At 74.0% G+C, this 21,220-nt stretch carries 17 protein-coding genes and 1 pseudogene; 12 read left to right on the top strand and 6 right to left on the bottom strand.

The window, feature by feature from the left end:
* Nucleotides 1-9: 9 nt before the first annotated feature.
* Entirely contained in the window at nucleotides 10-1,740 is a 1,731-nt protein-coding gene (locus OG276_RS01985) for a serine/threonine-protein kinase (RefSeq protein WP_266912467.1), read from the bottom strand.
* 276 nt (nucleotides 1,741-2,016) lie between these two features.
* On the opposite strand from OG276_RS01985, the gene OG276_RS01980 reads away from it, so the two are divergent.
* The 7 genes and pseudogenes from OG276_RS01980 to OG276_RS01950 all read left to right on the top strand — a co-directional run bounded on the left by OG276_RS01980 (nucleotide 2,017) and on the right by OG276_RS01950 (nucleotide 8,748).
* Nucleotides 2,017-3,180, top strand: coding sequence for an agmatine/peptidylarginine deiminase (locus OG276_RS01980; protein WP_266902050.1), 1,164 nt, complete (start codon nucleotides 2,017-2,019; stop codon nucleotides 3,178-3,180).
* On the top strand, nucleotides 3,177-4,073 hold the full coding sequence (locus tag OG276_RS01975) for a DUF4436 domain-containing protein (RefSeq protein ID WP_266902047.1): 897 nt from the start codon (nucleotides 3,177-3,179) through the stop codon (nucleotides 4,071-4,073). Before OG276_RS01980 ends, OG276_RS01975 begins: the two co-directional genes overlap by 4 nt.
* Nucleotides 4,074-4,278: 205 nt before the next feature.
* A complete protein-coding gene (locus OG276_RS01970) occupies nucleotides 4,279-5,091 on the top strand; it encodes a hypothetical protein (protein ID WP_266902045.1) in 813 nt (270 codons plus the stop codon).
* 70 nt (nucleotides 5,092-5,161) lie between these two features.
* A pseudogene (locus OG276_RS01965) lies at nucleotides 5,162-5,682 on the top strand (protein phosphatase).
* Nucleotides 5,683-5,890: 208 nt separating this feature from the next.
* Complete coding sequence (locus tag OG276_RS01960) at nucleotides 5,891-7,159, top strand: cytochrome P450 (protein ID WP_266902043.1); 1,269 nt, start codon at nucleotides 5,891-5,893, stop codon at nucleotides 7,157-7,159.
* Nucleotides 7,160-7,309: 150 nt separating this feature from the next.
* Nucleotides 7,310-8,467 (top strand): hypothetical protein, encoded by a 1,158-nt coding sequence (locus OG276_RS01955; protein ID WP_266902041.1) that lies wholly within the window; start codon nucleotides 7,310-7,312, stop codon nucleotides 8,465-8,467.
* Nucleotides 8,464-8,748, top strand: coding sequence for a hypothetical protein (locus OG276_RS01950; RefSeq protein ID WP_266902039.1), 285 nt, complete (start codon nucleotides 8,464-8,466; stop codon nucleotides 8,746-8,748). Before OG276_RS01955 ends, OG276_RS01950 begins: the two co-directional genes overlap by 4 nt.
* 33 nt (nucleotides 8,749-8,781) lie before the next feature.
* Here the strand turns inward: OG276_RS01950 and OG276_RS01945 are convergent, their stop codons facing one another.
* Together OG276_RS01945 and OG276_RS01940 are read right to left on the bottom strand one after the other, a co-directional pair.
* Nucleotides 8,782-10,179, bottom strand: coding sequence for a gluconate:H+ symporter (locus OG276_RS01945; protein WP_266902037.1), 1,398 nt, complete (start codon nucleotides 10,177-10,179; stop codon nucleotides 8,782-8,784).
* Between the two features lie 136 nt (nucleotides 10,180-10,315).
* A complete protein-coding gene (locus OG276_RS01940) occupies nucleotides 10,316-10,831 on the bottom strand; it encodes a gluconokinase (RefSeq protein WP_266902035.1) in 516 nt (171 codons plus the stop codon).
* A gap of 151 nt (nucleotides 10,832-10,982) precedes the next feature.
* On the opposite strand from OG276_RS01940, the gene OG276_RS01935 reads away from it, so the two are divergent.
* A complete protein-coding gene (locus OG276_RS01935; protein WP_266902033.1) occupies nucleotides 10,983-11,720 on the top strand; it encodes a FadR/GntR family transcriptional regulator in 738 nt (245 codons plus the stop codon).
* A gap of 149 nt (nucleotides 11,721-11,869) precedes the next feature.
* Here OG276_RS01935 and OG276_RS01930 read toward each other — a convergent pair whose 3' ends face one another.
* Nucleotides 11,870-12,718 (bottom strand): helix-turn-helix transcriptional regulator, encoded by an 849-nt coding sequence (locus OG276_RS01930; protein ID WP_266902031.1) that lies wholly within the window; start codon nucleotides 12,716-12,718, stop codon nucleotides 11,870-11,872.
* Between the two features lie 137 nt (nucleotides 12,719-12,855).
* Between OG276_RS01930 and OG276_RS01925 the strand changes: the two genes are divergently transcribed.
* Complete coding sequence (locus OG276_RS01925; protein WP_266902029.1) at nucleotides 12,856-13,632, top strand: NAD(P)H-dependent oxidoreductase; 777 nt, start codon at nucleotides 12,856-12,858, stop codon at nucleotides 13,630-13,632.
* A 723-nt stretch (nucleotides 13,633-14,355) separates the two neighbouring features.
* Entirely contained in the window at nucleotides 14,356-16,347 is a 1,992-nt protein-coding gene (locus OG276_RS01920; RefSeq protein ID WP_266902027.1) for a regulator, read from the top strand.
* A gap of 28 nt (nucleotides 16,348-16,375) precedes the next feature.
* On the opposite strand, the gene OG276_RS01915 is transcribed toward OG276_RS01920, so the two are convergent.
* Nucleotides 16,376-17,236, bottom strand: a complete 861-nt coding sequence (locus tag OG276_RS01915; protein ID WP_266902025.1) for an NAD(P)-dependent oxidoreductase — start codon at nucleotides 17,234-17,236, stop codon at nucleotides 16,376-16,378.
* Between the two features lie 184 nt (nucleotides 17,237-17,420).
* A complete protein-coding gene (locus OG276_RS01910) occupies nucleotides 17,421-18,551 on the bottom strand; it encodes a lytic polysaccharide monooxygenase (RefSeq protein ID WP_266902023.1) in 1,131 nt (376 codons plus the stop codon).
* 1,423 nt (nucleotides 18,552-19,974) lie between these two features.
* On the opposite strand from OG276_RS01910, the gene OG276_RS01905 reads away from it, so the two are divergent.
* Nucleotides 19,975-20,667 (top strand): class F sortase, encoded by a 693-nt coding sequence (locus OG276_RS01905; protein WP_266902021.1) that lies wholly within the window; start codon nucleotides 19,975-19,977, stop codon nucleotides 20,665-20,667.
* A 113-nt stretch (nucleotides 20,668-20,780) separates the two neighbouring features.
* Nucleotides 20,781-21,119 (top strand): hypothetical protein, encoded by a 339-nt coding sequence (locus OG276_RS01900; protein WP_266902019.1) that lies wholly within the window; start codon nucleotides 20,781-20,783, stop codon nucleotides 21,117-21,119.
* Nucleotides 21,120-21,220 lie beyond the last annotated feature (101 nt).

Here is a 21,220-nt window from a genome sequence, read left to right as displayed (position 1 = left end):
ACGGGCCGGTCAGCTCCGGCGGTACTGGTCCACCAGGATCGTGGCGGATTCGTCGGCCGGGGCCTCGACCAGTCTCACGATCGCGATCTCGCTCCGGTCCGGGCTGCGCACGCAGAACGGCCGGGACTTCGCGAGTGCGGCGAAGGACAGATCGGCGGCCGGGCGGGTCTCGATGCCGTGCAGGCAGGCGGCCACCGTCAGTTCCCCGGAGTCGGACACGAAGGAGTCCGACTCCTCGGAGAGGACCAGGGCCTGGCCCTCGCGCGCCAGGTACCAGGCGGCCGTCTCCGCGGGCACCACCTTGCCGGCCTTCAGGTCGAACTCGTATCCGGAGTCGGGGGCGGTGAGCTTGGTCTTCGTGTAGCCGGGCAGGTAGCCGGCGGCCGGGTCGGGCGGGGTGGGGCCGGGGGTGGCCGTGGGCGAGGAGGCGGTGGGGGCGGTGGGGGTGGTGACGGGGGTGCCACCGGTGACGGGGGTCCCGTCCGTGGGGGCGTCCAGGTAGTACACGGCGCCGGCGGCGGCCAGCAGGGTGCCGGTCACGATGAGGGTCGCAAGCAGCGGGAGCCGGCGCCCGCGGGCCGGCCGGCCGTGGCTCGGGACGGGGGCGGGTGCCGGAGCGGGGGCCGGTGCGGGCGCGGGTGCGAGTGCGGGGACCGGTGCCTGTGCGGGTGTGGGTGCCGGTGCCTGTGCGCCCGGCCAGGGTCCGGAATCGGTGCGCGGCCCGGGGAAGGCCTGCCCGGGGGCGGTCGGGGTGGGGCCCGCCGGGCCCGGACGGGCGGTCGCCGTCCTGGTGGCCTGGAACGGCTCCGGGGCGGACGGCCACACGGTGTCGCCCCCGCCCCCGAGCTCCTCACGGACCTGCCGGGGCAGCCAGCCGTCGGTGAATTCCGGCCGCCCGCACACCAGGGGGTGCGCCCGCACCGAGGCGATCAGCTCGGCCGGCTGCGGACGGTCCTCGGGATGCTTCGCGAGGCACCAGGAGACGAGGGCGTACAGCTCGTCCGGCACCCGGGTGAGATCGGGATGCTCGTGGACGACCCGGTAGAGGGCGCTGGACTCCGGCCCGTTCCCGAAGGGCGCGATCCCGCACGCGACGTACGCGGCCAGGGTCCCGAGCGCGAAGACGTCGGTCGCCGGGGTCGCCGGATGGCCGAGCGCCTGCTCGGGCGCCATGAACGCCGCCGTGCCGATCCGCAGCCCCGTACCGGTGAGCGCGGCGGCGTCGGCCGCGCGCGCGATCCCGAAGTCGATCACCTTGGGGCCGTCCCCCGCGAGCAGCACGTTGGCCGGCTTCAGGTCGCGGTGGACCACGCCCGCCCCGTGGATGGCCTGGAGCGCCTCGGCTATGCCCGCCAGGAGCAGCAGGACCGTGTGCACCGGCAGCGGCCCGTGCCGCCGTACGACCTCGTGCAGCGAGGGACCGGGCACGTACGCGGTGGCGAGCCACGGCGTGGGGTCCTCGACCCCGGAATCGATCACCTGGGCGGTGAACAGCCCGTGGATCCGGCGGGCGCTGGCCACCTCCTGGGCGAACCGCCGGCGGAACTCGGGATCGGAGGCGAGCTCCCTGCGGACGGCCTTGAGCGCGATGGGGCGGCCGCCGGGCGTATGGGCCAGGTAGACCACGCCCATGCCGCCGGAGCCGAGCCGGGCGTGCAGGGCGTAGCCGCCGATCTCCTGCGGATCGTCCGCGGACAGTGCCGTACGGGCCGGCTGTGCGCCGGAGTGCTGCTCGGACATGGGGTGGCTCATGCGGTGGCTCTTTCAACGAAGCGATGCGAGATGCGCCGCGATGCGGCAGGGGCCCTGCGCGCATCGTGCCATGAATTGACTGAATTTTCAGTCAGTGCCAGAGTGGGCGACACGTGCCCGCACCACCCGCCCCGCGTCACGGCCCTTCGCGGACGGAGGGCGCACCCTTGTCTCAGGGGCCCGGGGCGGTCGGCCCGTGCCGTGCCTCCCGCGCCCGTCCTGGCCGGACGCAGTCGTCCCGCCAGTCCTCGATCGGAGTTCCCCGTGTCCCACCTGCCCCCCACACGCCGGACCGCCCTCCGCACCTTCGCCGGGCTCGGCGCACTCGCCTTCGGGGCCACCGCCTGCGGCCCTTCGCCGAGCGCCCCGCGCTCCAACGCCCCCGCGGGCACCCCCCAGGCCTCCCCGGCCGGTGCCGAGCGCCGGCTCGGCGCCGAGTGGGAGAGCCACACCCGGACCTTCATGGCCTGGCCCGCGCTGGACGCGGTCTGGATGGAGGACCTGCGCTATGTGCGCGAGGACATCGCCCGGATCGCCCGGGCCGTCGGGAAGTACGAGGCGGTCGTCATGATGGCCCGGCCCGAGCAGGTGGCCGCGGCGCAGAAGGCCTGCGGCTCCGAGGTCGAGGTGATCCCGCTGGCCGTGGACGACCTGTGGGCCCGCGACACCGTCCCGGTGTTCGTCGAGGAGCAGGGCAAGGTCATCGGCGTCGACTTCAACTTCAACGGCTGGGGCAACAAGCAGGAGCACAAGAACGACGGCCAGGTCGGCCGCCTCCTGCTCCAGAAGTACGGGATCCCCCGGGTCCAGGCTCCGCTGGTGGCCGAGGGCGGCTCCTTCGAGACCGACGGCGAGGGCACCCTGCTGATCACCGAGAGCTCGATCGTCAACGACAACCGCAACCGCGGCAAGAGCCGGGACACGATCGAGGCCGAGCTCAAGCAGACCCTGGGCGTCGAGACGGTGGTCTGGCTGGCCGGCGTGCGCGGCGAGGACATCACCGACGCCCACGTGGACAGCCTCGTACGGTTCGCCGCGCCCGGTGTCGTCCTGCTGGACCGCGCCCACCCGAACACCCCGAAGGACTCCTGGTCCCGCTCCGCCGACCAGGCGAAGTCGGTCCTCTCGAAGGCGACGGACGCCCGCGGCCGGAAGTTCGAGATCATCGACCTGCCGCAGCCCGACCTGGACAAGATCACGGGAGAGGGCGACGACTTCGTGTCGACCTACGCCAACTTCTACATCGCCAACGACTCCGTCTTCATGCCGAAGTTCGGGGACCGCCAGGCCGACGACCGGGCCCGCGGCATCCTGCAGGAACACTTCCCCAAGCGGGACATCGTCCCCGTCGTGATCGACACGATCGCCTCGGGCGGCGGTGGCATCCACTGCTCGACCCACGACCAGCCCGGCAAGCCCGCCGCGTGAGCGCTGTGCGACGCCGTCCGTCCGGGCGCCGCTTCCCGCTGCTCCCGGGTCTGCTCCTGCTCGCGATCGTGGCGGCGGTCGGCGTGGGGGCCTGGCTGCAGTTCGGCGAACGCCAGGCCCAGGACACCGTCCACACCGCGGGCCGGGCCGATCCCGACCGGGTGGACGTGGAGGCGACCATCCAGCGCGTCGACGCCGCCGGGCGCGAGCTGGTGCTGCGGGTCCTGGTCACGCCCCGCGGGGCGCTGGCCGAGGCCGGCGGGATCGCACCCGCCGACGACCTCACCCTCCAGACCTCGACGGCCACCCGCGGCGACCTGTCCTTCAAGGCCCACCAGCGCATCTCCACCCTGGACGTGCCGGTGGCCATGACGGGCGGCTCCATCACGGACTACCCCTTCGACGCCTACGGGGCGGACGTGGAGTTCGCGGCCGTACTGGGCCACGAGAAGGTTCCGGTGCGGGTCCTGTTCTCCAACAACGACGTGCTCTTCTCGTCCACGGTGGAGGCCTCGACGGCGGCCGACGGCGCGGCCGTCCTCGACATCGGGGTGGCCCGCTCCAACAGCGTGCTCGTGTTCGCGGTCTTCATGATGATCGCGATGTGGGCGCTCGCCGTGTCCGTCCTGATCGGCGGCTGGTACCTCGTCACCCGCCGCAAGGGGCTCACCTGGCCCGCCCTCGGCTGGATGGCCGCCACCCTGTTCGCGCTGGCCGCCTTTCGCAACACCGCCCCGGGCACACCGCCGATCGGCTGTCTGCTCGACTACCTCGCCTTCCTCTGGGCGGAGATCCTCATCGCGTTCTGCCTGATCACCGTGGTCGTCACGGGCATCCGGGCGGAGCCGCCGGCGGAGGGGGCGGACGCGGTGGGCGCAGTGGGCGGGGCCTGAACCGGCGTACGGGTCGCAGCCGGCGGCGGGGGGCGGCGTACGGGACCGGGCGTACGGATCCGGGCCCCTGCGGCCCGCACGGGCCGGGGCCCCACATTCCCGGGCCGGCGGTGCCGGGCGGGCCGCGGGGCATTCGGGTGGCCCGCCGCGGCCGGACCGCGCGACGCGCGGGACGGGTGCGGCGGGCGCCGTACCGTGGCTGACCATGACGCTCCAGAGCGACCGGGCCGGACAGGCCGATCAGACCGGGCGGGCCGATCAGACCGGGCGGGCCGGTCAGACCGGGCAGGCCGAGCAGCACGAGCCGGTCACGCAGCAGGCTCCGGCCGGCGGCGTCGACCGGATCGCGGCCCTCGTACGGGACGCGGACCCCGGGGCCGGCTGGGCCGTCGGCGGCGCGGACGGTCCGGACGCGGTGGTGGAGGCCGGGGACCCCGACACCGCCCCCGATGTCGGCGCTCTGGCGGGCGTGCTCGCCGTGTGGCCCGTCATCGGGATGCTCGTGGACGCGGGGGAGCTGGCCCTGCACACCCCGCTGACCGCCTACGGGGCGGGCGACGGCCTGCCCGCCGGAACCACCGCGCACCACCTGCTCACCCACGGCTCCGGGGTGTCGCCCGCCCTCTTCGCGCTCGCCGAGCGGCTGTGCGGCGGCCCCCTCGCCGGGGTCGCCGCCGCGCGGGTCTGGGCGCCGCTCGGCATGACCCGGACGGGCTTCACCGCCGACGGGACCCTGCGTGCGCCCGTCGCCGACCTCGGCCGGTTCCTGAGTCACCTCCTCGCCCCGGCGGGCGGCCCCGTCAGCCGGGCCTGGACGGCGCAGTCGCTCCGCATCCGCACCGGCGAACTGCTACCCGCCCGGGGCCTCCTCTGGCACCCCGCCGCACACGGGTCCTGGTCCCACGGCGAAGGCCCGGCCCTGTGGCTCTCCCCGGGCGGGCGCCGCTGGGCGGTCCTCCTCCCCACCACCCCGTCGGCCCCGCTCCGTACGGCCTTCCGGGAAGCGGCCTTCGCCTGAAGTCACGGACGGCACAAGGTGGTTGTATCTTCGGAGTCCGATGAAGAAGACCCGCCGGAAGGACCGTGACATGCCCGGTCCGCAGAGTCCCTGGGACGAGATCACCCCCGGCCTGTGGATGGGCGGCCACTACTGGACCGACCCGGCCGGAGAGCTGCGGCCGGTCGTCGTCGGAGCCGAGTTCGACCTCGTCGTCAGCCTCTTCAGCCGCCCGGGCCACGGCCCCGACCCGCGCGTGGAACACCTGGTGCACGAGATGCCGGACGCCCGCTCACGGGCGCGCAGCTGCGTACCGTCCTCCACCTCGCCCGCGCCGCCCGTGTCGCACTCGACTCCGGACGGCGGGTCCTGGTGCGCTGCCATTCCGGTTACAACCGCTCCGGCCTGGTCGTCGCCCAGTGCCTCGTCGAGGGTGGCCTGGCGCCGGCCGCCGCCATCGGCCTGGTCCGCCTCGGACGCTCCCCGCGGGCCCTGAACAACGCGACCTTCACGGACTACCTCGCCGCCGGTCCGGAGGTCGCGGCACTGCTCGTCGATCTCGAACTCGACCCCGATGCCGACCTCGAACCGGGATCCCCGCCCCGCCCGTAGCCCGCCCGGAGGCGCCCCTAGCCCGCCCGTGGCCCCTGCGTACCCCCCTCGTGGTCCTCGGGGCGCGGACCCGGGACGGTCGACGTACGGTGAGCGCGAGGTCACCGAACGTCGAGTCCAGGCTGCGTGGAGGTACACGGATGCGTACGGCCCACGAGACCGCCCGCGGGGCGCGCACGCCGCCGGCCCCGGCCGCCCAGGCCCCCGCATGACGGCCGGTGCGGGGCGCGGCGAGAGCGCCCGGTTCGCCGCCGCGCACGCGCTGCCCGCCCTGGTACGGGGCTTCGTGAGCGTCCGGCCCCGTGCGGTGCGCGGGCACGCGGGGCCCGGCCGGCCGCGCTGGTCCGCCGCCACCCTGCGGGCCCTGCGCGAGCGGCACGGCGGGGCGCCCGTGCTCGTACGGGGGCTGACCGGCACCGTCCTGCTCATCCTCGATCCGCAGGACATCCGGCAGTTCTACGCCGAACCCGTCGGCTCCCCCGTCCAGCCCGCCGCGGAGGCGGACGGCAGCTGCGCCCACGCCGGGTCGCGCGCCGGGCGGCGGGCGGTCGACGAGTCGGTGCTCGCCGCGGGGCTGACCATGCACCCCTCGTGCGGGGCGTTCCTCTCGGTCCTCACCGACGAGGCCCGGCGCCTGACGGCGGGGGGTTCCCTCGAACTCGCCCGCGTACGCCACTCCGTGGCCCGCGCGGCCCGGCGCATCGTCCTCGGCGACGCGGCCGCCGAGGACGCGGAACTCGGCCGCAGGCTCGGGCGTTCCCACGACAGGGCCGGCGCGCGGATCGCCGCGTACGCCGACCTCGCGGAGCCGCACACCCTCATCGGGCGGGCCCGCCGCCACGCGGACCCCCTCGGCGGGCCGGACCGGCCCGGGGCGGGCCTGCCACCGGCGGACCCGGTCGGGCAGGTCCGCCAGTGGCTGGCCGCCTTCGACCTCGTCCCCGGCGTCCTGCTGCGCACCCTGCTGCTGCTCGGCGCGCACCCGGCCGAACAGGACGCCGTCGCCGCCGAGGCCCGCGCCGCCGGATGGACACAGGGCTCCGCGCAGGGCGCGCTGCCCCGGCTGCGCGCCTGCGTCCGGGAATCGCTGCGCCTCTATCCGGCCGTGCCCGACCTGATACGGATCACCCGGGCCGAAACCGAATGGCGGGGCGTGCGGCATCCCGCCGGGACCTGTGTGGTGCTGCCCGTGCTGTTCCACCAGCGCGACCCCGAGCACGTGCCCGCCGCGCACGTCTTCGTACCGGGCCGGTGGGCTTCCCGCGAAGCGGACCGGGACGTCCGGATGGCCCCGTTCAGCCATGCCGGCGGCCGGTGCCCCGGCGAACAGCTGGGGCTGCTGGTCACCGCGGCGCTCTGCGCGGAGGTGCTGCGCGGACACCGGGTCCGGCCCGTCCGGCCCGTGCTCGACCCCCACGGCCCGCTCCCCGCGGCCCTGGACCCGCAGGGCATCCGCCTGCGCCTGACCCGCCGCTGACCGCGGCACCGGCCTCGCCCGCACCCGGGCGGCGCCACGGCATCGGGCCCACCCGGCCCGCCTGCCCGCCTCCTCGCCCGCCCGATGGCCGACCGACCTGTTCGTCCCGCCCCGTCCTGCCCGACGCTCATCCGACCCGACGAGGAATCCATGTCCGACGCCGCGACCCCCGGCACCTCCGCGACCTCCGCGCCCACCGACCCGGACGCCGATCAACTGGGCGCCCTGTGCCGGGAACTGGCCGAGGCGGCCGACGCCGTCGGCGAAGCCTCCCGCTACGCCTCCCGGCTGGCCCTCGGCTCCCGGCTGCCGGTCACCGCACTGGGTCTCGGCAGTCGCCGCCGCGCGGCCTGGCGTACGCTGCTGCGCGCCCTCACCGACCCGGACGGACTCGGGTGGGCCGCCCGGGGCCGGGGCGTGGCGCGGGCCGGGTGGCTCGCCGGGGTCCTCACCGGCCGGGAGAGCCTTGCCGTCAGCCTCGCGGTGTGCGGCCTCAGGGGCCGGATCCGGGCCGAGAGCGCCCGTAACCCGGCGCGGTCGGTGGACCCGGCCGCCGCCGAGGTGTTCCTCGCGGCGGAGGAGGGCCGGCAGGCGGACGCCGTCCGGGCGTTCCGCGAACTCGTGCACCGACGCGGCGAGGGTCCCGCCTTCGCCCTGCTCAGCCCCTCCTTCGCCGACGTCCTGGCCTGGAACGCGCTGACCGACGACAACCCGTTCAACGATCACGCCGGCTGGCAGGTGGCCACCGGCAGGCCCGTGGCCGCGGAGCCGCTCCTGGGGATCGGCGCCGCCCTGCGGGCCTTCTTCGACCGGGGCCCCGCCTGCTCCGAGCCGGGCAGCCGCCTCCTCGCCGAGCTGGACACCACCGGCACCCCGGCCGGGTACCGGGGCAACGCCGACCGGATCGGTGAAGCCGCGGGCGCGGTCCTGCTCCAGCAGGTCGTCGGCGCGGACGGGGTGGAGCGGTGCGTGCTCCAACTCGCCGGACCGCCAACGGAGTCCGGCCGCAACGACGCCCCGTACGAGGAGCCGGCCGCGCACGTCCGGGACGTGGCCGCGACCGTACGCCGCCTGGTGCCCTCCGGGACCGAACTCGCCCTGCTCGGCCACGGTCCGGGCGCCCGGACGGCCGGACGGCTGGCCGCGAGCCGGGAGTTCACCACCGTGTACCGGGTCACCTGGGTGGGTTCCGGCCCCGAGCCGGGTCCGGCGGCGGTCCTCGCGGGCTTCGGCGGCCGGGTCACCGGAAGCCACCTCGTACGGCTGCCGGGACATCCCGACGTCTACGTCCCGGGGCGGACCCAGTGACGGACACCGCCGGGCCCGCGCCCCGGGCCGAGACCCGTCCGGCCCCGGCCGAGGGCCTGCGCGCCCACTCGGCCGCCCTGCGTTCGCACGCCGAACGGCTCCGCATCGCCGCCGGAGACCTGCGCTGGCAGGGCCCGGGAGGCGACGCCTTCCGCGCCGAGGTGGCCTCGCTGGCCGACCGCTGCGCCACCGCGGCCGGCGGCTTCGAGCTGGCGGCGGCCCAACTGGCCCGCCCCGGGTCCCGGGAGGGGACGCGGGGCAGGCACCGGCGGACGGGCTGACCGCAAGCCGGCCGGGGAGCGGGCGGCTTGGTGTCAGAGGACCAGGGACAGCAGCAGGACGAAGCCCAGGCCGACCACCGAGATGATCGTCTCCATCACCGACCAGGTTTTGAGGGTCTGGCCGACCGTCATGCCGAAGTACTCCTTCACGAGCCAGAACCCGGCGTCGTTGACGTGGCTGAAGAACAGGGACCCCGCTCCGATGGCGAGGACCAGCAGGGCCGTCTCCGTGGACGACATGCCCGCCGCGAGCGGGGCCACCAGTCCGGCCGCGGAGATGGTGGCGACCGTCGCCGAGCCCGTCGCCAGGCGGATGGCCACGGCGATGAGCCAGGCCAGCAGCAGGGTCGGTATCGCCCAGTGCTCGGACAGGTCCATGATCATCTGGCCGACGCCCACGTCGATCAGCGTCGCCTTGAAGCCGCCGCCCGCACCCACGATCAGCAGGATGCCCGCGATCGGGGCCAGCGACTTCTCCACCGTCACGGACAGCCGCGCCTTGGTGAACCCGGCCGCCCGGCCGAGGGTGAACATGCCCACGAGCACCGCCGCGAGCAGCGCGATCAGCGGGGAGCCCGCCACGTCGGTGACCCGCTGGACCGCGTTGGCCGGATCGTTGACCACGATGTCGACCAGGGCCTTCATCAGCATCAGGGCCACCGGCAGCAGCACCGTGAAGACCGTCGCCCCGAAGCTCGGGCGGTGTTCGAGCTCCTCCGAGGGCCGCTGCGGGACCATGTGGTCGGGCGCCGGGATGTCCACCCACCGGGCCGCGTACCGGGAGAACACCGGGCCCGCGATGACGACGGTCGGGATGGCGACGAGCACGCCGAGCGCGAGGGTGAGCCCCAGGTTGGCGTGGAGCGCGTCGATGGCGACCAGCGGACCGGGGTGCGGCGGGATCAGCCCGTGCATCACGGACAGCCCGGCCAGCGCGGGGATGCCGATCCGCATGAGCGAGTAGTTGCCCCGCTTGGCCACCAGCAGGACCACCGGGATCAGCAGCACGATGCCGACCTCGAAGAAGAGGGGGAGGCCGATCACCGAGGCGATCAGCACCATCGCCCAGGGCATGGCCCGGCCCTTGGCGCGCGCCAGGATGGTGTCCACGATCTCGTCCGCGCCGCCCGAGTCGGCGAGCAGCTTCCCGAGGATGGCGCCGAGCGCGATCAGTACGCCGACCCCCGCGACGGTGGCGCCGAGCCCGGCCGTGAAGCTGGAGACGGTCTTGGCCAGGGGAGCGCCGGCGAACACCCCGAGGGCGAGCGAACCGAGCGTCAGCGCCAGGAAGGCGTGCAGCTTGAGGCGGGTGATGAGCAGGACGATGACGGCTATGCCCGCGAGGACGGCGATCCCCAGCTGGGTGTTGCCGGCCGAGGTGATCGGCTCGGTGGCGGCCGCTGCGAGAGTCTCGGCGCTGAGACTGGTCACGTTGACGGTTCCTTCGTTCTGGTTCTGGGGCAGGGCATGACGGGGTAGGGCGGGGGCGGGACGTGCCGGGACGGAGTGGGGGACCGGGTGGTCGCGCGACCGGTGGCTATGCGACCGGTGGTCGTGCGACCGCTGGTTACGCGACCGGCGCCGGGAGGCGGCGCAGGGCGGCGAGCGCCCGCGCGGTGATCTCCTCCGGGGCTCCGGACACGTCGACGAGGACGCCGAGTTCGTCCGGCTGGAGCGGCTCCAGCGTGGCGAACTGCGAATCCAGCAGCGTGGTGGGCATGAAGTGCCCCTTGCGCGCGGCCATGCGCTCCTCGATCAGCGGCCGTTCGCCGGTGAGGTGGACGAAGACGGTGTCCGGCGCGATGGCCCGCAGCCGGTCGCGGTAGGCCCGCTTGAGGGAGGAGGCGGAGACGACCCCGCCGCCGATCCCGGCCCGGTTGCGCATCCATTCGCCGATCGCGTCCAGCCAGGGCCGGCGGTCCGCGTCGTCCAGGGGGGTGCCGGCGGACATCTTGGCGACGTTGGCCGCCGGGTGGAAGGCGTCGCCCTCCGCGTAGGGGAGGGCGAGCGCGTCGGCGAGCAGCCGGCCCACGGTCGTCTTTCCCGTCCCGGCCACACCCATCACCACAATGACGCGCGTCATTGCGCACCTCGTTTTCGTCGTCCTTGTCCTCGTTGACACCGGCCCGGAGGACCTGGGCTCCACTGAAGCCCATTACGTAGTACTTATTCAAGGGGTCATCGGTAAAACATCACATCTTTTGTCCATTCGGTGGTCACCGTACGCTTACGCCATGACCACTGAAGGGCCGGGCGGACCGGGCGGAGCGGGCGGGCCGGGCGGCCAAGGGCTCCACTCCCGCGTACTGGACACGATCGGCCTGGCGATCACGGCGGGGGAGCACCCACCCGGCAGCGTGCTGCGCACCGACGAGATCGCCGAACGCTTCGAAGCCTCCCGGACCGTGGTCCGCGAAGTGGTCCGCGTGCTGGAGTCGATGCAGCTGGTCGAGTCCCGCCGCCGGGTCGGCGTCACCGTCCGCCCCACGGAGGAGTGGAACGTCTACGACCCGCGCGTCATCCGCTGGCGCCTCGCCGGCGCGGACCGCCCCCGCCAGTTGCGCTCGCTCACCGTGCTGCGCTCGGCCATCGAACCGGTCGCGGCCGGACTCGCGGCGCTGCGGGCCACCCCCGAGCAGTGCGCCGAGCTCACCGAGGCTGCCCTGGGCATGGTCCGCACCTCACGCGGCCACCAGCTCGACGGATACCTCCACCACGACATCGCCTTCCACCGGATCGTGCTCAACGCCTCCGGCAACGAGATGTTCGCGCGGCTCGGCGACGTCGTCGCCGAGGTCCTGACCGGGCGCACCCGGCACGCGGTGATGTTCCACGACCCGGACCCGGCCGCCGTCACCCTGCACGTCCGGGTCGCCGAGGCCGTACGGGAGGGCGACGCGGCCGCCGCGGAGGCGCTGACGCGGCAGATCGCGGTGGGCGCGCTGGAGGAACTGGACGTACTCGCTCCCTAGTCCGTCCGTCTCGGATCTCCCCGAAGGGACCCGCCGGGAGGTCGGATCACCCGACCGTGCCGAAGAACCGGGTCCACCAGGTGGGCCGCGCCGCGAAGCGCTCCAGCGAGCTGGTCCCCTCGTAGTCGCTCTCCAGCAGTGCCTCCCGGTCAGTCCCGTACCGGGACGTTCGCCGGGGGGCGGGCGTCGGTGCTGTCCGCGCCCAGGCCCGCGAGCAGCCGGAGGCCGTCTTCGGCGGGGCTGCCGGGGGCCGCGGACAGGACCAGCAGTTCCATGCCGGATTCGCCCGGCAGCGCGAAGTTCTCCTGGTGCAGTTCCAGCAGTCCGACCAGCGGGTGGCGGAACGCCTTGCGGCCGTGGGTGCGGGCGCGCACGTCCGCACGGGCCCACAGCCGGCGGAACCGCTCGCTGCCCATCGCCAGTTCGCCTATGAGCGAAGCCAGTTTGGGGTCCTCGGGGTACTGGCCCGCGGCCAGGCGCAGGTGCCCGACCACGTCGAGGGTGCACTGCTCCCAGTCCGCGTAGAGGCCGCGCTCGGCCTCCTCCAGGAAGATGTGCCGGGCGGTGTTCAGGCCCGGCATCGGCCGGCCGAAGAGGAGCTCGGCGAGGCGGTTCCCGGCCAGCGCGTCGAGCCGGTGGTCCATGATCAGCGCGGGTGCGCCGGCGACGAGGTCGAGGACGCGCAGCACCTCCGGGCGGATCCGCCCGCCCGGCGCCTTCGCGCGGCGGCGGCGCTGCCGGGAGAGCCGGTAGAGGTGCCCGCGCTCGGTCTCGTCGAGGCCGAGGACCCGGGCGAGCGCGTCGAGGACCTGCTCGGAGGGCTGGGTCGCACGGCCCTGCTCCAGGCGCACGTAGTAGTCGACGCTGACACCGGACAGGTGCGCGACCTCTTCGCGGCGCAGCCCCTCGACCCGGCGGCGGCTGTCGGTGGGGATGCCGACGGCCGCCGGATTGACCCGTGCGCGCCGGGTCCGCAGGAAGCCCGCAAGATCGTCCATGGGTCCAGTATGGCCGCGACGGCGCCCGCCAAGGTGGCCCTGCCGGTACCAGGAAGTCCGGTCCGATGGAAGGCGCGCCCCTGAACACCGGGCGCCGCGGGGCCCAGGATCGAGGCATCCGATCCGGAGGAGTTCCCGTGAAGACGCTGATCGTCTACGCCCACCCCGAGCCGAAGTCGCTCAACAGCTCGCTGAAGGACCTGGCGGTCTCCACCTTGGAGGGCGCCGGCCACGAGGTGCGGGTGAGCGATCTGTACGCGATGGGCTGGAAGGCCGTCGTGGACGCCGCGGACTACGGCCGCCACGCATCGAGTCCGCTGAAGGTCGCCCTGGACTCGGGCCGGGCCTTCGAGGCCGGGGAGCTCACCCCGGACGTGCTCGCCGAGCAGGAGAAGCTGCTGTGGGCCGACACGGTCATCTTCCAGTTCCCGCTGTGGTGGTACACGATGCCCGCGATCCTCAAGGGCTGGGTGGACCGGGTGTTCACCTATCGCTTCGCGTACGGAGTCGGCGAACACAGCGCCACCCAGTACGGGGAGCGCTTCGGCGAAGGCACCCTCGCGGGCCGCAGGGCCCTGCTGTCGGTGACCGTCGGCGGCCCGGAGTCGCACTATGCCGCTCGCGGTATCAACGGCCCCATCGACGACCTGCTGTTCCCGATCCACCACGGGATCCTCTACTACCCGGGGATCGAGGCGCTGCCGCCGTTCGTGCTGTACAGCACGGACCGGATGTCCGGCGAGGACTACGCGGACGTCGCGAAGGCCTGGGTGGAGCGGCTGCTCACCCTGGAGTCGACCGAGCCCATCGCCTTCCGGCGGCAGAACTTCGGCGAGTACGAGATCCCCTCGCTGCACCTGAAAGAGGGCCTGGAGCCCGCGGGCCGCACGGGCTTCGGGCTGCACGTGAGATGAGCGCCGGCCGTCGGCCGCGGGCAGGTCCGGCCCGCGAATCGGCGGGCCGGTGGGGCGACTTCGACCGGACCGACCTCACGGGGGCACCGGTCACCGGCCACCCCGTCGGCGTCTGCACCGTCGCCCTGGCCGTCCAGGGCAACGACGTGAAGATCAAGGCCATCACCAAGACGGGGAAGCTCCACCACACCCACTGCGGCACCAACGGGCGCGCCGTCACCTGCGACGCCCCCCGGGCGCCCGCGCATCCGCAGCCCGGAGCGGTGACGCCCCGTGCCGCGGGCACCCTGAGCCGGGACCCCGGCCGAGAGCGACCGCACCCGTGGCACCCGCCCCGTACGCCACACTGGTCGGGTGCTGGGACATGGCGACGGGTACGAGGCCGGGGACTCCGCCTCCTTCGTGGGGCGGACCGCAGAACTGGCCCTGCTCGAAAGGGCTTTGCGCGAGCGGCGGCTGATCACCCTGACCGGACCGGGCGGCGTCGGCAAGACCCGCCTGGCCCGCCGCGCGGTTGACCTCGCGGGGGCTGCGGGGGTGAGCGGCCCCGGCCGGGCCGGCGTGCCAGGGCCAGGGCCTGCCGGCCTGGCAGACGCCGCTGGTCCACCGGAGGCCGCTGGTCCGGCCGACACTGCTGGTCCACCGGACGCCGCTGGTCCACTGGAGGCCGCTGGCTCGGCGGAAGCCGCCCGTCCAACGGACGCCGCCAGTCCGGCGGATGCCATGCGCCCACTGGACGCCGTCGGTCCAGTGGGCGCCGCCGACCCGGTAGGGGATTGCCGCCCGGCGGTGGCCGGCGCCCAGCCGGGCCCCTTCCCCGACGGGGTCCACTGGGCCGACCTCTCCCCGCTGCCCGACGAGCGACTGCTCGTGGCCACCGTGGCCGACGCCCTGGACCTCGCCGACCACACCGCCCGTACCCCGGCCGCAGCGGTGCGGCAATGGATCGGCGGGCGCCGGCTGCTCCTCGTACTGGACTGCTGCGAGCATCTGGTGACCGCCGTACGGGGCCTCGTACGGGAGTTGCTCGACGCCGCCCCGCACCTCGTCCTGCTGCTCACCAGCAGGCAGCCGCTCGGACTGGCGGACGAACACGTGCTGGACATCGGCCCGTTGCCGCACGCCGCGGACCCGTCGGGCCCCGAGGAAGCCCTATCCCTGTTCACCCGGCGGGCCGCCACCGCCGCCCCCGGGCAGGCGCCGCCCTGGACCGAGGCCCGGCTCGAGGCCGCCCGCTCCGTGTGCGCCCGCCTCGAAGGGGTACCCCTCGCGCTGGAACTGGCCGCCGCGCAGTTGACCGACCACACCATCGAGGAGCTGGCCGAGCGGCTCGCCCGCAGGATCGGCCCGCTGGCCGCACCCGCGCCCGTCCGGCCGCCGCGCCACCGCGCGCTGCGCACCGCCATCGGCTGGAGCCATGAGTGGTGCACGCCGCGCGAACGGCTCCTGTGGCTGAGGCTGTCCGTCTTCGGCGGCTCCTTCGACCTGGAGGCCGCACGCGCCGTCTGCCGCGCCGCCCCGCTCACCGAGACGGACATCCCGCCGCTGCTCGACGCGCTGGTCGCCAAGTCCGTCGTACGCCGAGGCGCGGACGGCTCGTACCGGATGCTGGACACGATCCGGGAGTACGGGGCCATGTGGCGCGACGAGGCCGGGGAGCGCGAGGCGCTCCGGGAGGCGCACGCCGCGTACTTCACCGAGCTCGTGCGCACCGCCGAGCGGGACTGGCTCGGGCCCGCCCAGCGGATCGGATACCGCAGGGTCGAGGCGGTGCACAAAGACCTGTGCGCGGCCCTCGAACACCACCTGGCCACCGCCCCCGAACGGGCCCTGGACCTGGCCGCCCGGGCCGGCTTCTACTGGGCCTGCTGCGGCCACCTGCACGCCGCCCGCGGCTACCTGGAGCGGGCGCTGGCCGCCGCACGGCCCGAGGAAGTGCACCCGCGGACCCGGGTGCGCGCCCTGTGGGCCCTCGGGGTGACCCTGCTGCTCCAGGGCGAACAGGAGCAGGCCCACCGGATCGCCATCGGCTGCGAGGCCCTGGCCGCGGGGCTCGACGAGGGCCCGGAGGGGGATGCGGGCCCGGCGCTGGACGCCGCGTACCTGCTGGGCCTGAGTCACCTGCTGGCCGGACGGCCGCTGGCCGCGCGGATCGTCTCCGACAACGCCCTCGAAGCCTTCCCCGGCACGCCGTTCGACTCGGGGCCCCGGATCCGCTGCCACCTCGTACGGGTCTTCGCGCTCACCGGAACGGGCCTGTTCACCGACGCCCGGGAAGAGGCCGAACTGCTGCGCGCCGGCTGCGCCGAGCGGGGCGAACACTGGACCCGGGCCTACGCCGACTACCAACTGGCCCTGATCTGCCTCTTCGAGGGCCGCCCCGCCGAGTCCGCCGTACACGCCCGCGCCATGCTGGAGAGCAAGCGGGAGCTGGGCGACAGCTTCGGCACGGCGCTCGGCCTCGATCTGCTCGCGGCGGCCCGCGCCGCGACCGGAGACGGGGCCGGCGCGGCCCGCGCGTACGGCACGGGCCAAGCCTTCTGGCAGGCCGTCGGCCACCCGCAGCGCGGGACACCCGAACTGGCCTCCGTACGCGAGGAGTTCGAGCGCACGGCACGCGGGGAGCTCGGCGACCAGGCGTACGAGGCGGCCTTCCGCGAGGGCCTGCGGCACGGCCACACCCTGCGGACCCGCCCCCACCCGTACGAGGGCTGAGCCCCGCACGCCGGGGCGGGGCCGTCGCTCAGGGCTGGTCGGGGAAGCCCGCGAAGTAGCCGGCCGCCATGTCCTCGTCGCCGTGGCCCAGGGCGTCGGCGCGGTGGAAACGGGCCCGCGCGGCGACGGCCAGGTCCACCGACACCCCGGCCGACTCCGCCGCGTCGGCGATCAGACCGGTGTCCTTCTCGGCGCCGCGCACCGTGAAACTCGGCGTGAAGTCCCGGTCCAGTACGGCCCGCATCTTGGTCTGGAGGTACGGGCTGTCCATCGGGCCGCCGGTCACGACCCGCGCGAACAGGTCCGGGTCCACCCCCAGCCCCTCGGCCAGCGCCAGGGCCTCGCCGACCGCGGCCGTCACGGTGATCGCGTACCCGACGGTGGCCAGCTTCAGCCGGGTCGCGGACCCGGGCTCCTCCCCGACCCGCAGCACGCTGCTCCCGACGGCGGCGAAGACCGGGTCCAGCCGCGGGTCGGCCGGGCCGCCGACCAGCACCACCAGGGTCCCGTCCTCGGCGGGCTGGCGGGTGCCCTGCACCGGGGCGTCCACGAAGACCATCCCGTGTTCGCCGGCGAAGGCGGCCAGTTCATCGATGTCGGCCAGGCCGACCGTGCCCATCTGCGCCCACACCTGACCGGCGCTCAACCCCTCCACGGCGGCGGCCATGGCCCGGGCCACCGCCGCGCCGTCGGCCAGCATGGTGATCACCACGTCCGCCCCGGCCACCGCATCGGCCGGGCTGTCGGCGACGACCGCACCGTCGGCGGCCAGCGCGGCCGCCTTCTCCCGGGTCCGGTTCCAGACCCGGACCTCCTGCCCGGACCGCAGCAGGTTCCGTGCCATCCCCGTCCCCATGATTCCGGTCCCCAGCAGCGCGACGGTGCTCATGGCGTACTCCCTCTTCGGTGATCCCTCAGGCGTCCCTGCAGGACAGTCTCCACGGGTGCGGAGCCCGATCCCGCCACCGGAACCCCAACGCACCACCGGGGGAGCGGCGGAGAGGCCCCCTCCGGGCAGTCCCGGCCGCGTCCCTTTCCCTCCGGCCAGGGGGCCCTGGCGGACGGTGTCGCGGTCAGCGGGTGCGGCGGCGTCGGGCGATCAAGATCCTGGAGGTGACGCCGAGGGCGAGGACGACGGTGCCGGTGAGGGCGATGAGAGGGGTGGTGCTGCTGCCGCCCGTTTCGGCGAGGTTCTCGCCGTCGAGGGGAGCGGAGCCGCCGTTGGGCCTGATGCCGTGGGTGGAGGACGCGGCGTTGGTGCCGGGGTCGTCGTCGCCGTGGCCCGCGTGCTCCACGGAGGACATGCGCGCGCCCTGGGTGATCTGCGTGTCGGTGGGGGCCTTGGCGTAGGGGCAGTCGGGCGTGCCGATCCGGTCCCAGCGGCCGCGCCCGGGGCGGCCCGGCTTGCTGGGCTTGCCCGGCTTCGAGGGCTTGGCGCTCGGTGTGCCGCCGGTGGACCCCGTGGAACCGGTGGACCCTGATCCCGAGGTGCTGCCCGAGCCGCCGGTGCCGCTCCCGCCCGTGGAGGACCCTCCGGTGGACGCCCCACCCGTGGTGCTGCCGCCGTTGTCGGCGCCGAAGACGACGTCGGAGCAGCTGTAGAAGGCTTCGGGGCTGTCGGAGCGCTGCCAGATCGCGTAGATGAGGTGGCGTCCGGTGCGCTGGGGCACGGTACCGGTGAAGACGTAGTCCTGGCCCTGCATCTGGGGGCTGTTGACGCTCGCGAACGGCTCGTCTTCGAGGTCGGACCACTTCAGCGGTTTGGTGGGGTCGTAACCGTCCTTGGTGATGTAGAGCTGGAAGCCGCCGGCATGCGGGGCGGTCCCCTTGTAGCGGAAGGTGCGCTGCCCCGAGGTCATCGAGCTGGCGGGCCAGTCCCCGCGGGGCAGGTCCAGGCCCTTGAAGGTGGGGTTGCCGGCGGAGCAGAGCCGTCCGTCGGGGATGATCTGGCTGCTGCGGCCGCCCGCGTCGGGGATGTTGACCGCGTTCCAGTCGTAGAACGCCTGCTTGCCGCTGGCCGCAACGGCGGCCTTGCATGCCGCCGAACTCGGATTCTCCGGTCCTTCCGCGTAGCAGGCGGCGACCCGGCTGACCGGGTCGGTCATCGAGCCGTGCGCGGCCGCCGGGAGGGCGGCGTACACGGCGATGCCGAGCGGCGTGAGACTGAGCGTGGCGATACGGGCGGCTGAACGGCGAACGGACACTGGCGGATCTCCTGAACGGGTGGCACACGTGCTGGAAGCCGGGGGAGGAGCGGCGCCGATTCCTGTCCCCTGGGGTCGGCGCCGCGTGATGCGACTCCCTGGAACGCCGAACGTAGTGAGCGCTCCACGGGGGAACGGAGCCCTTCCGGCTGGCTTACGACCGCCTTAAGACCTACCTAAACCGAACATCCGACCCCATCGCGCCGGGGTCGGATCTCCAGGGTCAGCGGTCCTCAATCGCCGTCCGCGGGGTGCCGTTCCTCGTGCCGGTATGCCGGCTGCGCGTTCATTGGGGCTTTCTCCGGAATTGGGAGTAGGTACGGACCTTGATCCCATGTGGCGCATAATCACTGCATTGGCGTGAACCTGACCATTCGCGCTCGAAGCATTGTGTAGATATCGGGGGGAAGCGTGACTCACGCACGTGTGGGAGTGGAACCGTCTCCAGGGCGGTCACCGGAAGACCGGGGAGGGCTGGCCGAGCTGCTCGTCGCCGTACGCCGAGCCAGAGTCGTGGAGGTGGCGAGGCCGGAGGGGGCGGGGGCGCGCCTGGTGCGGGCAGTCGCCGAGCGCCTGGCCTCCAACTTCAGCGACGGCGTGGCCGTGATGGGCATCGAACGCCCCTGCGGCCTCGCGGAGTTGTGGACGGCTCTCGGCTCCGTCGAGGGGATGCCCTTTCTGCCGTTCGGAACGGGGGATCCCATTCCGTGGCTCGCGGGGCACGACATGCTGCTCGTTCTCGACGGCACCGACCATCTGGACGCCGAATCTCGTGTGTGGCTGCGACGCCTGCTGGAAAGGGCCCCAGGGATGCAGTTGTTGACCGCCGGCACGCATCCGCTCGGCCTCCAAGGAGGCCCGGGAGAGGGACATCGGCGCCCCGAAGGGGCTCCGTCGTCGACCCGCCCCGTCCTGTGTACGGGCCCTGCTCCACGGAGCTCGGCCCGTGCAGCCGCCGATGGGCCTGGACCTGGACCTGGACCGGAAGGGGCTGATGAACGGCCAGTCCGGCCGCACCGTGCGCAGGGGGTTGGTCTACGGGTTGGGCGGTGAGATCCGTCATCCATTCGGTCGAACCTTCCGAGGTCTTGATCGCAGGCCTGGACATATCGCTTCACCTGCAAGGTTGTTGATGCCGGCGTCTCGCCGTGTCCACGACACGCCGAACGGGTGACGGTGCTCCGGGATGCGCCGTACGTGCGGCGGCCGTGTGCTGATGCCGAGGCGCGGTTCCTGCCTGACACGGGGGTGGCTCCGTGGCCGCGTCCAGGGGATGGCACGCCGCCGGACGGCATCCGGCCGGGCCTGACCTGTCCGCGGCTCAGGCCGCACACGTGTGGTGGTGCCGGATCCGGAGTCCCGAGCCCGGATCCGGCACTGCCGCGCAGCATCGATCGACAGCACACGGAGCAGGGGGGCACACGTGCCGGATGGACGTCGTTGGGGCAACCGGACGCTCGGATCCCTGACCGCACTGGCGGCAGGTGTGGGGATCTGGCTGATCACCACCGACGACTCGGCTCAGCCGCCACCCCAACCCTCGGAGAGCCAAGGCCTCCTCGGTGCTCAACGCCGCCTCCTCGGAGAGCTGCGCGACGACCGCAGGCATGACCCCGCGCCCACGGCGAGTGCCCGGCCGCAGGCCATGGCCCCGGCCGTGCCCGAACGCGTTCGCATACCCTCGCTGCGCATCGACGCCCCACTGGCGGGGCTGGGCCTGGAGAGCGACCGCAGCCTCCAAGCGCCCCCGCCCGACGACAAGAACCTCGCCGGCTGGTACGCGGACGGCGCATCCCCCGGATCCGACGGCACGGCCCTGATCGCCGGACACGTCGACAACAAGCAGGGCCCTGCCGTCTTCTACCGGCTGGGAGCCATGAAGAAGGGCGAGCGCGTAGAAGTGGAACGCCGGGATGGGACGACCGCGGTGTTCACCGTCTACGCGGTCGAGGTCCACGACCGCAAGGGCTTCCCGGACCAACAGGTGTACGGAGCCACGGGCCGCCCCGAACTGCGCCTCATCACGTGCGGCGGCACGTACGCGAAGGAGACCGGCTACCCGGCCAACGTCGTCGTCTACGCCCGTCTCACTGGTGCGGAGGAGCGCACGCGCTGAGCGGAGCGGAACCCCGGTCGGTCCCCCTGCCCCCTCGCCGCACGCCTGGTGGTCGCGGTGACGAGTGGGTGCGGACTTGACGGTCGATAGCATGGTTTGACCCGATGGGCGAAATGACTGGGGGATCTGTGGTGGACATCCAGCTCGGCGAGGTCATCGCACACCGCGACGTCGTCGCCGACCGCAAGGACGGGAGCTCCTTCCCCGTGGCCGTCAGGCTCTGGGCACCGCGCCGTGACAGCGATCCGGCCGGCGACTGGGTCTGCCCGTGCCGGCTCGACGGGCTCGGAGAATCCAGGGTCTGGATGATCCACGGGATCGACGCCGTCCAAGCCCTCCAGCTCGCCTTCGTATGTCTCAAGGGGCAGCTCGCCGCCGTCGCCGAAGAAGAGGGGCTCACCTTCACCTGGCTCGGAGAGTCGGGACTCGCCCCCGGCGACGTTCTCGGCTGACTCCGAGCGGCGCCCCGGTGCCCCGGTGCCCCGGTGATCCGGCGATCCGGTGATCCGGTGCAGGCAGATGATGACGGCCGACCAGTGCTCCGGCCCGGGAC

It is taken from the genome of Streptomyces sp. NBC_00086, from assembly GCF_026343255.1.
Taxonomy (GTDB): Bacteria; Actinomycetota; Actinomycetes; order Streptomycetales; family Streptomycetaceae; genus Streptomyces.
The sequence above is the reverse complement of the archived record's forward strand: the minus strand, read 5'-3'. Positions and strand labels throughout refer to the sequence as shown.